Raw genomic sequence first — 13,873 nt, 5'->3', positions numbered from 1 at the left:
TCTATGTATCATTTATAACCTACTATTTCTCTTAGCTTCCCAGTACAACATATAAATAAATTTCTTCGCGTCGATCCTTACTCTGCCCGCATTCTTCCCTTTATCTTTATCCAATTTCAACATCTTCTTTCTGACTTGTTCATAATCGAAGAAAGTAGACGCATACTTATCAAAGACTGGATTTGCAAAATCATTCAGCCCCAAAGAAGCAATATAAGAGAGTCCTTGGTGAAGCGTTCTGCGCACTCGTTGTTCCGACGCTTTTACCTCCCTCTGTAAAACCGAATGTTTCGCCTCATTACCTACCCGATCTTCTGCGATTTTATGGTAGATTTCCTTAAGAGATAGAGACTCTTTCCCTTTAATCACACTGTCATGATCTAAATACTGTATAATCTCTAACAAATCTCTCGATCCGTTCTCTCCAATGACACCTAATTCAACTAAGATCGCATGACCTTCCTCTTTTACGCTTTTATTGGGGATAGGTGTTTTTATAGTGCTCGAATCAGAGTTTCCTGAGATCAGATTCAAAGACTGCTGGATTGTTTGTATGGAGTAATCCAACGTAATTCTCTCGTTCACTTTCAACAAAATACTTGTTACTTCAATCCGGTTTAATGGCTTGGTGATATAGTATTCAACCCCGAGTGAATACGCCTCTCCGATCAAGTCTTTTGACTCTACTTGAGAAATCATAACGACCTTACCCTTGAAGTCATCCCGAATCTGCTTAAGTGTTTCTAATCCATCCCTTTCTGCCATTAATAAATCGATTAAAAGGATGTCGACCTTCTTTGCTTGGAGGACATGTGTATCAAGTTCCGCCCCATCCTCTCTCTCACCAACGACCTCTCCAAGGTCCTCATCTTCTATCATTTCCGTTAGCATTGCTCTGATTGTTACATCATCATCTACTAGAAAGTAATTCATTCTATTGCCCCATTTCCACCAAATTTTCTTGTGGCAAGCGAATCAAGAAAGACGTCTTCCCCTCTTCATCCAACAAGTTGATGCTCCCATTCATCCCCTCTACAACCTCTTGGACATAGCTCAGTCCAATACCTGTAGAAGCTTCTCCTGAAGAATCGAATTTCGACGTATACCCATGTTTAAAGATGATATCCCTCATCTTGTCAGGCACCCCACGCCCATTGTCGGTCACTATAATGTCAACGAAATCGCCCTTGTTCTTCACCGTTAATTCTATGTATCCCTCTTCCCCTATTGCTTCAACCGCGTTTGAAATAAGATTATTGAGGATCGAAAGCAGCGCATATGTAGGATAAGCGGGATGATCTCCTTTACAAGTCACCTTGAACGCAACCTGTTTGCCTAGAAGTTCAGCATACTGTTCATTTGCTTTTTTTACGATCTCTCCAATTCTCTCTATAGGTAAGTACGAGGCCTCACTCTCTCTTGTGATCACTTGAGATAACCCTGCATAGATTCGCTGGTTGTCTTTCTTAATTTCGTGCACTCGACTTGCTATGCCAAGTAGCGATGAAGCACTTTCTTCGACTGATAGATTCCGTATCTTTCTATATAAATCATAGCTTTCTTTTGTCACTGTTTCAGCGTCGTTCATAGATTTCTTTAAGTGAATTGATTCTGCATACAATCCTGACACCACCATCATCATATGTTCAGATTGTTTCTTATGTTGCTCTTCTTCAACCTTTGCTTGTCTATACAACAAAATATTAAAGAATCCTAACACAAAGAAGCTTCGAATAATCGCTATTTCTAGGAGTAACCAAAGGTCAAAACCTACAGCTTGTTCAGCTAACCCGCTTCTAATTACCATCTCTGACATACTCGCCATAACTTCTAGCACGACACCACATAACCCTACAATAAATGGTTTCGAATAAAACTTAGGCACGTTCAAGAACTGAAACAACAATCCATATGTAAGGTAGTAAAAGAAAACCGGAAAGTGACGCATGAAAGCCTCCGCAGCCTCAATCTCATTTCCTCTAACTTCTAGACCAACCCTTAAGAGAACAACCGACAAGGATACAGATAAAATCAGCGTATACTGATGCAGACTTCTCCTCCACAACAAGAAGAAGAAAAACAGCGGCGTTCCAAAACTAACGCGAAAGTTTCCTTCTACTGGATAAAACTTAAGCTCTCCTGCTAGTGGCACCATGAACACAACCAGCAGCAGAAAGCCAAATTTCTTCTTATTCATTCCCCTACCTCCTATCATCCAAAGATGAATTTTCTGAATTCTTCTTGTAGGTTTTAGTAGTTTCTCGTATTTGCTTGTAGGTATGCGCTTACATTATTCATTAAATCATTCAGGGAGGGTTAGGATGAAAAACAATCTCGTCATTCAGATACTCATCGCTTTTTTTCTAGCGATTGTCTTAGGTGCTATTGTAGGTCCTGATATTGAAATCGTACAGCCTTTAGGAGATCTTTTTTTAAGATTAATTCAATTTATTATTGTTCCACTTGTACTCTCATCCCTTGTTGTTGGAGTGGCCAGCACCGGGAACCTTAAGGAATTAGGGCAGTTAAGTTTTAAAACCGTATCGTATTATATGGTCACAACAGCGGTTGCCATTTCAATTGGTCTCTTCTTCGGAACCCTTTTCTCACCTGGAACAGGGGTAGATATTGACGTATCGAGCAATCAGACTGTTGAAGCTCAAGAAACCCCAGGTATTAAAGATACATTACTGAATATTGTTCCAACCAATCCAATTGCAGCCTTAACAGATGGCAATATGCTTCAAATCATCTTCTTCGCCATCTTTTTAGGAATTGGTATTACGATGGTTGGTGAGAAAGCCCGCCCTCTTTATCAGCTATTCGAACAACTAGCAGAAGTGATGTACAAGATCACAGGTGTCGTTATGAGATTTGCTCCGATTGGAATTTTCGGTCTCATTGCTCCAACAGTAGGTGAATATGGACTAGCCGTATTATGGCCTTTATTGAAAGTTATCCTTGCTTTACTCGTTGGTTCACTCGTTCATGTACTAGTTGTTTACTCTTTATCTGTTAAATATTTAGGTAAGATGAGCCCTATTACATTCTTTAAAAACATCATGCCAGTAGCAATGGTCGCTTTCAGTACGTCGAGTAGCTCGGGAACTTTACCGATGACGATTAAATATACCGAGGAGCAGCTTAAAGTTCCAAGAAAGATTAGTAGCTTTGTTCTTCCACTCGGTGCCACGATTAATATGAATGGAACCGCCCTCTATCAAGGTGTTTGTGTATTATTCGTTGCTCAATACTTTGGTATGGATTTAACCTTTGTAGATCAGTTAACCGTCGTCTTAACAGCAACACTCGCCTCAATTGGCACAGCTGGGGTTCCTAGCGCTGGATTAATCATGCTATCCATGGTCATGACCTCCATTGGACTACCTCTTGAGGGGATTGCTTTACTTGCAGGAATCGACCGTATATTAGACATGATTAGAACGTCGGTGAATGTACTAGGTGATGCATCTGCAGCCGTCGTTGTTAGTTCAAAAGAAAGAAATACACCATCCATACAAGAGCAGGAAGAAGAAGACTATGCAGCCGTAAACTATGGCTGATCTTCATGGGATTACTACACAGGGAAAGGAACGGTTTATATGACTCGTCATTATCGAACAGAATCAGACTCTCTAGGCAAGAAAAAAATACCCGCTCAAGCTTATTACGGCATCCAAACGTTACGAGCACAAGAAAACTTTCCGATCACTGGTTACAAATTAAATGAAGCTTTAATCTACAGTATCGCTGCAGTCAAAAAAGCTGCCGCACTAGCCAACCGAGACATCGGACAATTGCCAAGCGGTATAAGTGCCGCCATCATACAGTCTGCTGATGAACTTCTAGAAGGCAAACGACACGACCAATTTCTAGTCGATCCCATTCAAGGAGGAGCCGGTACTTCACTAAACATGAACGCGAATGAGGTGATTGCCAATCGCGCATTAGAAATCATGGGGAGTGAAAAAGGAGATTACGCGACGATTAATCCTAACAATCATGTGAACATGTCCCAATCAACCAACGACGTATTTCCAACGACCATGCACCTGTCCATATCACAGGTTATGAGTCAGCTTGAACACGTCATGAAGGACATGGCGGCTACGTTCAAGAATAAAGCAGATGAATTTGATCACATTGTAAAAGTAGGGCGGACTCACCTACAAGACGCAGTCCCGATTCGATTAGGCCAAGAATTCGAAAGCTATCATCGGATGATCAAGCGAGACATCAAGCGGATCGAGCGCACAAAAGAGAATTTATATGAAGTAAATATGGGGGCCACTGCTGTTGGGACAGGGTTAAACGCGGATCCCACCTACACCAAACTAGTAGTGGAGCATTTATCCTCTACTAGCGGATTACCTCTACAACCGGCCGAAAACCTGGTGGATGCGACTCAGAATACAGATGCCTACACAGAGATTTCGTCAGCCTTAAAGAACACGATGACTAACATGTCTAAAATCGCTAATGACCTTAGGCTCATGGCTTCAGGACCGAAGAATGGACTCAGCGAAATTCTGTTACCAGCACGACAACCTGGCTCATCGATTATGCCTGGGAAAGTGAACCCTGTCATGCCAGAAGTCATCAATCAAATCGCCTTTCAAGTCATTGGTAACGATCAAACCATCAGTATGGCGAGTGAAGCTGGTCAGTTAGAGTTGAATGTGATGGAACCTGTGCTCATCTTTAACCTACTTGAATCCATGACCATCATGAAAAATGGGTTTCAAGTCTTCACCGATTTCTGCCTTAAAGATGTAAAAGCGAACGAAGCAGCGCTGAAAGATCACGTGGAGAGTAGTTTAGGTGTCGTAACAGCGCTAAGTCCTCACATTGGATATGAACAATCAGCTAAAATTGCGCAAGAAGGGATTAAAACGAATAAAAGCATCCGTGAACTATGTATGGAATACAATATCTTAAGCCCCGAAGACCTTGAAGTCATATTAGATACGTATGAAATGACCTACCCTGGTATTGCCGGGGCGCATGTGAAAGAGAAAATGACGGTATAAGCTTGATGAAAACACTTTAAATAATACTTGATCAAACGTTTGATCAAGTTATTCAAACCTTCAAATTAAGGCTCTGTTAAAGTTTGCTGTTGTTATTCTTTACAACAACCTTATTCAAGAATAGGGCTGGATTGGTGAAAGATCGTAGCTGAGATACTTGGTTAGGGGAGGTCCGTTATCAGAAGAGAAGTTGGGCAGGCTTGGGTACAACTCGCTTTCCTGCGGGGAGCTGGGAAGCCTCCTCAATCGCTACGCGCTTTCCGGGGTCTCCCCTAGGCTCCTTACCCCGCGGGAGTCTCGCAGTCCCCAAGCCTGCCCTGACGCTAATTAGGTGAACGGACCCATTTATTTAAGTTGCTCTCCCCCCTACCTCACAAATTTTGCGTGTTTCCGTCTCTCCTCATTTGGCAGAGGTGGGCCTGGAAATTGCGAGACTCCTGCGGGAGAAAGAGGTAGACGAGACCCCGCAGGGTGGTTTTCCCGAGGAGGCTTTTAAAGATAGAGGAAGTTCGACTAAGACTGTCACGTCGTGTGGGGCCGCGGAAAGCGATTGATTTCCAGGCCCACCTTACGCTCTATTCAAGCTGACGGGAACGTCTCTATCTATCGCAATACAGATCCAAGATCCAAGTATTCCACATAAGGGGGCTTATATGGAACAAAATCAACACTAAGCATTAACAGAGCCAAAATTAAAAGGAGCACTGGATTATTCCAGTGCTCCTTTTATAGGTAAATCAAACCAAAAAGTATGTTCACTTCCTTCTGATTCAACTCCGATTTGACCTCCATGACGTTCTACTATCTCTCTTGCAATGGCAAGACCAAGACCTGTGCCACCAGTTTCCCTGCTTCTTGAAGGATCTGCGCGATAGAACCGCTCAAAAATTTTCTCCCGATCCTCTTCTGCTATCCCCGTTCCAGGTCCCTTAATTGATACTTGATAGGTATCTTGATTCATCTTCCCCTTTACTAAGAGAGGCGCTCCTCCCGCGTAATATCGTAGTGCGTTATCTAACAGGTTATTAAGAACTTGCTGGATACCTTCTTGATCTATATACAGCTCTTGAGCTTCCACCTCCACAGCACACTCTACCCCACGTTGCTCCATTGTTCTTTGAAAAATCGAGATACAAGATCGGATCACGGTTTCAATATTTACTCTCTCCGCCTTAGCCAGGCGTTGATGGGATACGTGATCCCACTCCTTCAATTGATCCAACTGTTGGACCATATTGGTAAGGCGATTTGACTCTTCATATAGACTTTCATATAATTCTTGGTTACCTTCTAACACACCGGATTTAAGAGCATTTAAATACCCACTTATATTCGATAAAGGAGTACGAAGTTCATGGGAGAGGTCTGTGACAATTTTCTTTCTCTCTCGTTCATTCTCTTCTAATTGATTGACCAGCTCATTGTAATGACCTATAAATTCGTCCAATTCATGGCGGTTACCATATGAAACGGGTTTAGGGTACTTCCCCTCTTTCAGGACTTTCGTCGTTTCAATTAAATCTCTTATAGGTTGAAGCAATTTTCTGGTGAACACATAATTTAAAAGGCTGCCTAGAGTAATGGCACACAAACTAAAGATCAATAGATAGTGAAATAGGGTTTGTCTAAATTGCGACTGACGAACAGCACCGGTCTCCATATTAGCAACAAGAAAACAGGCAGTATTATAAATAGACCAACCACTCACCCCTACAAAAACCGTAATAATGATTACATTTAAGATAGTCATACGCAGGAGGAAACCTTTTTGTAAGCGAGATAAAATCCATTTACCCTGTGACAAATTTATACCCCATTCCCCGCACAGTTTGAATCCGCTTAGGATCTGTTGGGTCTGTTTCAATTTTCTCCCGCAGCTTCTTAATATGAGCATCTATCGTGCGATCTAAAACGTTCTGCTCTGCTAGAGGATAAAGATTCTGTAAGAGCTGATCCCTTGTTAACACCATATTGGGATTAACCATAAAATAATAAAGTAAATTAAATTCGTATTTAGTAAGACTTATACCTTTCTCATACAAGAGCACTTCGCCCTTTCGAGGCTTAATACACAGCCCATCATAAACGACCTTATGGCAAAATTGACCCGTCCGACGAAGAACCGCTTCAACATGAGCAACTAACTCATCCGGATCAAAGGGCTTCGTGATATAATCATCTGCCCCCATACGAAGGCCTGTGATCTTATCGCTTGTTTTCGCTTTAGCCGAAAGCATTACAATCGATACTTCATTTCTCTCTTGATCACGAATCCATTCACAAATTTCTTCTCCACTTACCCCTGGAAGCATTAAATCTAAGATGACCAAGCAAGGATGATGCGTTAAGAAAACTTGTTTAGCCTCTTCTCCATCAGAGGCTTCAACAGTTTCATAGCCTTCCTTATGTAAATAGAGCGCCACCAGTTGTCGGATCATTTTATCGTCTTCTACTATTAAAATCGTCTGTTTCATATTCATCACCACTTCATCGTATATATCACGGGATTCTTTAGTTCATGCTCTCGAATTGCTGTACCATTCTCTCATAATTCATAGCCCCTAACGCCTTGTGGCGAATAATTCCTTTTGAATCGATCATATAGGTAGTCGGTATGGGTCTGATTTGATACAAAGTAGAAATATCATTTTCTCTGTCTAATAGAATAGGAAAACTTAATTCATATTCATCTTTAAAGGCATTAACATCGTCCACTTTTGCTTCTGTTCCCGTTAAGTTAACAGCAAGGATCGTAATTTCTTTATTTTCATGAAACTTCTGCATATCCGGCATTTCAGCTCTACACGGCGGGCACCATGTAGCCCAGAAATTTAGCATTACCCGCTCCCCCTTATAGTTCGACAAGGATGTCTTCTCTCCTTGCAATGTTTCCACTTCAAAATCAGGAGCTTGTTGACCAACTTCTAATCCTTCCTCTACATGTTCTACAGATTCTCCTTGCATTTCTGTACGTTGACCTTCATCTTTTGAAACCGTCGACTGTTCCTTACTTGTAAAGTCATAAATAGCCCAACCAAACATTCCTACAACGATCGTAACGATTATTATGCGCTTTATATTCATACGCTCACTCCTAACCTAAGTTTGAAAACCAAGTTCCATCTAAGAGTTGTAACAAGTAGTTTGAGAGACTCGCCATTTTACCAGAGAACAACAAAGCACCCATACCAATCATCACACTGCCGCCAATCTTCATTAAACGCTCACTGTATTTGACGAGCCATCTTGTTGAACCAAGAAAGAAAGACAGCACAAGAAACGGAACGGAAAATCCGATTACGTACATAAACGTATACAGAGCCCCCTGTGTCGGCTCTGATCCAGCCACAACTAATATAGAGGCGAAAATCGGTCCTATACAAGGTGTCCATCCAGCCGCAAATCCAACCCCTACAAATACAGTACCTAAGTAACCTGCAGGCTTTTTAGCAATTTGCAATCTCTTCTCATTCATAAATAAAGGGATCCTTATCCACCCTGTAATCAAAAACCCCATTAAAATAATGAATATCCCAGCTAACCGTTGTAACAAAAGGCCTGAACTTCCAGTTAACAACCCTTGGATCCATTGGCCTAACAACGAAACTCCAATGCCAAGCCCCATGAAAATTAACGAAACACCTAGCAAAAAGAATAAGGAATGAAGAAGTAAGGTCTTCCTTACAGCAAGCGAAGAAGAATCCTTCAATTCTTTCACACTAACCCCTGTAATATATGACAAATAAGCCGGAAATAATGGTAGCGTACACGGCGACAAGAAAGAGAGCACTCCTGCCGCAAAGGCTAGCCAAACCGTAAGTTCTGATACAGAAGCCGTCATGTTCTCACCTTCTTTATATAAAGTAATGAAACAAAAATAATACTCATAAAAATCCAAACCCATAGATCTACTTTGTAATGGAAGAGAAACGTTTCACCTAAGATTAAAGTCAACATAAACTTCCCTGCAATAATCGCTCCAAACATTCCATACCACCAACTTTGAGGAGATCCTGCAGTAAGCGAAACCACCTGCCAAATAACAAGCACTCCTGCTAATACCAATTCTCCTAAATAAACCATTCCAGAAGACGTCCATATAATTGCCATAAAGGAATAGACAAACAAAGCATAATTCACGATCAGCACAAAAGATTTACCAATCACCTGTGCCCCTTTACGGTAACCGTATCTCCATAAACTCAAGAATAGGGTTAACAATAATCCAATATATAACGCTTGATGATTGCTAGGATATATAAGTATAGAAATAGGGTCTTTCCAAAATGCTTCCCATTTTAAAAGGACTTTTCCAACCCATATGAAGATTAGTAACCATACGAAAAGATCGCTAATCCCACTAAGAGCTTTGCGTGTCTCTGATTTAGAAAATGGGCTAGTCATCATGAATAAAAGGACACCACTTACAAGAGAAATCGTGAGTGCAAAAAGGTAAAACGAAATGACAAACGGACCCACTACCATCGCATGGATCATCCTCCTTCCTTTTTAAATCCTAATCATTAAAAACAGAATATAAGATGAATATGAAAATTTGATGAAAGTGAGGGTACTATTAACAATAAATACATTTCCACAAGTCTTGATCAAACGTTTGATCAAGACTCATAAAGCTTATCGAAAGGCACGTGAACGAAGGACCATTTTTAAAGTAGTTCAAAAAAAATAAACCTTTCAAGGCATTGACCTTGAAAGGTTTATAACGGGATTTCTTCAGTTATTTGACTCTAAAAGGTTATCCAATAAAGATTATTACAGATCCTTCACTGCATCATGAACTGACTTAGAACCACCGACAATTTGAAATTCCTTGCCGATTGTGGATTCCTGTTGAAGACTCGCTAAAATGGCGCTCGCTACGTCTTCACGAGGAATCTCGCCTCTTTCCACTTTCTCAGCAGCTTCAATTTGACCAGTTCCTTCATCATTTGTCAGCATGCCAGGATGGATAATTGTATAATCAAGATCCGTTCTTCTTAACCAATCATCCGCATAGTGCTTCGCAGCTACATAAGGGGAGAAGGAAGATGGAGCTTCTTGAATCGCCTCACGCGTAGTATCAAATGAGCTAATCATAACATAACGTTTTACGCCTGCTGATTTAGCCGCTTCAATTGTTTTCACAGCACCATCTAAGTCAATCAGCATTGTTTTATCAGGCCCAGTGTTTGGTCCTGAACCAGCTGTGAACACAACAGCATCTACACCTTCAGTTGCTTTCGTAATTTCGTCAGGAGTTCCTTCTAAATCAACAACGACCGGTTCTGCACCTAGGTCTTTAAAGTAAGATGCTTGCTCTTCTTTTCGAATCATAGCCTTCGCTTGAAGACCTTCTGTATCTTGAATTTTCTTCACAAGATGTTTCCCAACTTGTCCATTTGCACCAACTACTAGTACTTTCACTATGTTTCATCCTTTCTTTACATACTCTTTTATTTATTCCCTAATTGCTTCAAATTGGCTCACACTTTTTATATAACCGAAAAAATAAGAAAAGAAACGAATGAATGTTCTTTCCGCTCTCCCCGCCCTCTACATAGCAAAACCTCTTTGATGTTCACCTATAAGTTTTAATTTGCCCATTCAAGGGGTCATCTACCAATTTTTCGGGTATAGAATACTATAAGAAGACAAACTAGGAGGTTGATCTCATGGATACTAAGATTATAGGCGGCGTTTTCTCGGAATTAAACCATGCAGAGAACGCTATATCAGAGTTGCAACACCTTGGGTATGATTCAAATGACATTTCTGTTTTCGCAAAAGAAAAGGAAAGTGTGAAGAGATTGGAAAATGAGAAAGAATCACCGTCCTCTTCTAGTCATAATGAAATAGCTGATGGCGCTGGAAGTGCAACTGAACTAGGAGCTATTTCCGGAAGGTCTTTAGGCGGCATCGGAGGACTGCTTACAAATATAGGTCTGGTACCTGTTCCTGGTGGAGGAACATTAACTTCAGCGGGGCCAATCGCATTCACTTCTGGCGAAGAATCAGATGCAGGCGGAGAAGGAGTTACACATTCCCTTCATAAAGCTGGCATACCTAAAGAAGATGCTCAGCAGTACGACTCTTATGTAAAGGATGGTAAAATCATTGTACTTGTAGAAGCGATTGGGAATATGCAGCATGATGTCTATCGAACTTTCCTAACGAACCATTCTGAAAATCGATCCATGTACCCTGATTCTTATTAAGTCATTGCTTTAACACAGTTCTGCAATCTTTTGGATATGAGGAGCAGTATAGAATCAACACCTATGACTATTCCCTCACATTACGTCTATTCCGGTAATATTTCCCCGGAAATTGTTGGACGTACTAGCCCCTTTCGACATTTTGCTTGTTTAGAGAAGCACTAATTATGAACAGCTATATACCAACAATCCCGCCTAACACTCATTATAGAAGACGAAGAAAAGCGTCATTCCATTTAATGACGCTTTTCTTCTATGTATTATTTGAATGTCCCTACTATAAATAAAACTCTTAGGTGCGACTTCTCTCTTTTTGACCGACTTCAATGGAATTTCTTTTACCTCCTTTGATTAACTTCACAATTCTTACACTTCGTTTCTTCCTCCATAGCAGCGTTAAATAACACTTTATATACTTTTTGCTTATCCTTCTCTATTTCCTGTCCACATAACACGCAATTATTTCGATCTAGCCAACCAGGTCCAATAAAACGCAGAAATAAAACGATTCCCACAGCTAACATCGTCCCACCGTATAGCAAGAAAACCCGCAACATCTTCGCCTCACCTATCTGTAGTTTGGGATCAAAAATGCATTTTACTCTTCATTCGACGGAGCTTTACTTTTTGTATATCTGCCAAAAGCCCCAAACAATCCCTGATAAAATGCCAACAATGAGGATAAACATCCCTACAAAAGCTATTATGTCAGGCAAGCCTCCACCTCCTTATATTATAAAGATCGTCACAACACGGAGTAACACTATTCTTCTGCTATAAATGCTAGTATTACTTATTTGCCGGCGAGAATGATATCTTGATACTATTAAAACCCTTTATTAGTAGCGTGATTTCTCCTTAAACAGGACCCCAATTTATCAGGACCCCTACAGTTAGCATAATGACAGCCAAAACAGCCCAAACAACTAATAATGGCAGCATCCACTTTGCCCATTTAATCCAAGGAACCCCCGCTACGGCTAAACTAGCCATCAACGGCCCTGATGTTGGGAAAATGCTGTTAGTGAATCCATCACCAAATTGATAAGCTTGAACGGCTACTTGCCTCGTAATACCAACCATATCAGCTAATGGAGACAATATCGGCATGGAGATCATAGCCTGTCCACTCCCAGATGGAACGAGGAAATTTAAAATACCATTGGCCACAAACATCCCAAGTGCAGAGAGAACTGGAGTGAGTCCCTCAAGTGGCACAGATAAAGCATTTACTGCTGTATCGAGTATGCTAGCATCCTCCATAACAATTAAAATGGCACGGGCGACCCCAATAATTAATGCACCATACACAAGCTTTTGACATCCTTCAAGAAAAGTGAGTGCCACCTTATTGTAATTCATCCCTGCTATGATTCCAGCTACAATCCCAATAATGATAAAGAAAGCAGCCATATGATTTATAGTCCATTTAAACTGAATCGTCGCAAATATAAAGAACAATAGCGCGGCCCCAACGAACAAAAGGATCCACTTATGTCGTGCGGTAAATGGTGCCTTTAAATCTTCTTCGGCTTCCTCATCATTCAGGATACCTACCAAACTCTTTGAAGGATCATCGAGCAGTTTCTTCGTATAACGCCAAGTATAAAGAATCGTTGCCCCCACAATAAAAACAAAAGCGATTATTCTTAAAAGCATACCCGAGAAAAGCGGAATATCAGCTATAGATTGAGCAATCCCTACGGTATAAGGATTCAAAAAGCCAACGTTAAAACCGGCAAATGTTGCCCCAAAGGTGATAGACACCGCTACAATCGCATCCAGCTTTAAGGCTCTAGCAATCATAACCCCTATCGCAACAAAAGGAATGACTGAATTCGCAACTGCTCCAACTGCTCCACCTAGAGCGAACAAGGTGGATACAATCGCAATAAGCCAGAACTCTTTTCCTCTCGTCTTGTTGACCGCTCTTATAATCCCGCCTTTAACAGCACCAGAACGCTCAATTACTTCAAACGCCCCTCCTGCAAAGAGAACGAGAAAAATTAACCCTCCAGACTGAACCATCCCTTCTTGTAAGGCCAGGAAGATATCCATAAAACCAGCAGGATTTCCATCTACCTCACTGTATGTACCAGGGATCACACGCTCTACGCCATCAATTGTTTCCCTCTCAAAAGAACCGGATGGAACAAGATAAGTCGCAATCGATGCTAAAAGCAATACCGCAAATAAAATCACATAAGTATCTGGCATCTCCCACTTTCTGTTTTTCTCCGTTTGAGTCTGTAAAGCTTGCTCTGGTGAACTCATGCACTCAACATCCTTCCACATAAATATTCATCCTCCTCCCTAAATTGCGCTACACAAGAGGAAGATACTGTATATTATATTAATAAAAGTTAATATTTGCAAAATTTTAATAAATTATAAGTGGAGTGATTCCCCACGCTTAACTAACAGGCTAAAAGACATAATAATAACCGCTAATAAAGATATGATTTATACAAGAACTAGGAAGTAGTATTGAATGAAGAAGGCAAGTGGATATTTCAGTCGTTATCTTTATCTTGAACGTAATGCTGGCGCTCGCAATACGGTGCACGGGTCCGTTCCCTCTTTAGGTCAGGTCTTGCTGGGGGGCTGCGAGACTCCCGCGGGAAAAGG

The 13,873-nt window shown here is 41.1% G+C and carries 13 protein-coding genes; 3 read left to right on the top strand and 10 right to left on the bottom strand.

Translation table 11 applies throughout. From position 1 onward, the window contains the following. Positions 1-12 precede the first annotated feature (12 nt). The gene (locus IEW76_RS16665; protein ID WP_188655558.1) at positions 13-933 is read right to left on the bottom strand and encodes a response regulator; all 921 of its coding nucleotides are present in this window, start codon (positions 931-933) and stop codon (positions 13-15) included. Position 934: 1 nt separating this feature from the next. Beyond that, positions 935-2,197: an ATP-binding protein gene (locus tag IEW76_RS16660; protein ID WP_188655557.1), complete on the bottom strand. Its 1,263-nt coding sequence runs from the start codon at positions 2,195-2,197 to the stop codon at positions 935-937. Positions 2,198-2,321: 124 nt separating this feature from the next. On the opposite strand from IEW76_RS16660, the gene IEW76_RS16655 reads away from it, so the two are divergent. Beyond that, positions 2,322-3,563: a dicarboxylate/amino acid:cation symporter gene (locus tag IEW76_RS16655; protein WP_188655556.1), complete on the top strand. Its 1,242-nt coding sequence runs from the start codon at positions 2,322-2,324 to the stop codon at positions 3,561-3,563. 39 nt (positions 3,564-3,602) lie between these two features. Continuing rightward, positions 3,603-5,030, top strand: a complete 1,428-nt coding sequence (gene aspA, locus IEW76_RS16650; RefSeq protein ID WP_188655555.1) for an aspartate ammonia-lyase — start codon at positions 3,603-3,605, stop codon at positions 5,028-5,030. Between the two features lie 709 nt (positions 5,031-5,739). On the opposite strand, the gene IEW76_RS16645 is transcribed toward aspA, so the two are convergent. The 6 genes from IEW76_RS16645 to IEW76_RS16620 form a co-directional block, all read right to left on the bottom strand. After that, positions 5,740-6,834: a sensor histidine kinase gene (locus IEW76_RS16645; protein WP_229721279.1), complete on the bottom strand. Its 1,095-nt coding sequence runs from the start codon at positions 6,832-6,834 to the stop codon at positions 5,740-5,742. Beyond that, positions 6,821-7,504, bottom strand: a complete 684-nt coding sequence (locus tag IEW76_RS16640; protein ID WP_188655553.1) for a response regulator transcription factor — start codon at positions 7,502-7,504, stop codon at positions 6,821-6,823. Before IEW76_RS16640 ends, IEW76_RS16645 begins: the two co-directional genes overlap by 14 nt. 37 nt (positions 7,505-7,541) lie before the next feature. Continuing rightward, on the bottom strand, positions 7,542-8,114 hold the full coding sequence (locus IEW76_RS16635) for a peroxiredoxin family protein (RefSeq protein ID WP_308422088.1): 573 nt from the start codon (positions 8,112-8,114) through the stop codon (positions 7,542-7,544). Between the two features lie 10 nt (positions 8,115-8,124). Then, positions 8,125-8,871, bottom strand: a complete 747-nt coding sequence (locus tag IEW76_RS16630) for a cytochrome c biogenesis CcdA family protein (protein ID WP_188655552.1) — start codon at positions 8,869-8,871, stop codon at positions 8,125-8,127. Then, positions 8,868-9,527 carry a hypothetical protein gene (locus IEW76_RS16625; protein WP_188655551.1) on the bottom strand — a complete coding sequence of 220 codons (660 nt, stop codon included), beginning with the start codon at positions 9,525-9,527 and terminating at the stop codon, positions 8,868-8,870. The genes IEW76_RS16630 and IEW76_RS16625 overlap by 4 nt, the downstream gene beginning before the upstream one ends. Before the next feature lie 276 nt (positions 9,528-9,803). Next, positions 9,804-10,454 (bottom strand): SDR family oxidoreductase, encoded by a 651-nt coding sequence (locus tag IEW76_RS16620; protein WP_188655550.1) that lies wholly within the window; start codon positions 10,452-10,454, stop codon positions 9,804-9,806. A gap of 248 nt (positions 10,455-10,702) precedes the next feature. Here IEW76_RS16620 and IEW76_RS16615 point away from each other — a divergent pair, with 248 nt between their 5' ends. Then, positions 10,703-11,245 (top strand): general stress protein, encoded by a 543-nt coding sequence (locus IEW76_RS16615; RefSeq protein WP_188655549.1) that lies wholly within the window; start codon positions 10,703-10,705, stop codon positions 11,243-11,245. A 338-nt stretch (positions 11,246-11,583) separates the two neighbouring features. Here the strand turns inward: IEW76_RS16615 and IEW76_RS16610 are convergent, their stop codons facing one another. After that, positions 11,584-11,802: a hypothetical protein gene (locus IEW76_RS16610; protein ID WP_188655548.1), complete on the bottom strand. Its 219-nt coding sequence runs from the start codon at positions 11,800-11,802 to the stop codon at positions 11,584-11,586. A 301-nt stretch (positions 11,803-12,103) separates the two neighbouring features. After that, positions 12,104-13,540 (bottom strand): YfcC family protein, encoded by a 1,437-nt coding sequence (locus tag IEW76_RS16605; protein WP_229721278.1) that lies wholly within the window; start codon positions 13,538-13,540, stop codon positions 12,104-12,106. Between the last annotated feature and the right edge of the window lie 333 nt (positions 13,541-13,873).

The sequence above is a fragment of the Pontibacillus salipaludis genome (genome assembly GCF_014642405.1).
Taxonomy (GTDB): Bacteria; Bacillota; Bacilli; order Bacillales; family BH030062; genus Pontibacillus; species Pontibacillus salipaludis.
The sequence above is the reverse complement of the archived record's forward strand: the minus strand, read 5'-3'. Positions and strand labels throughout refer to the sequence as shown.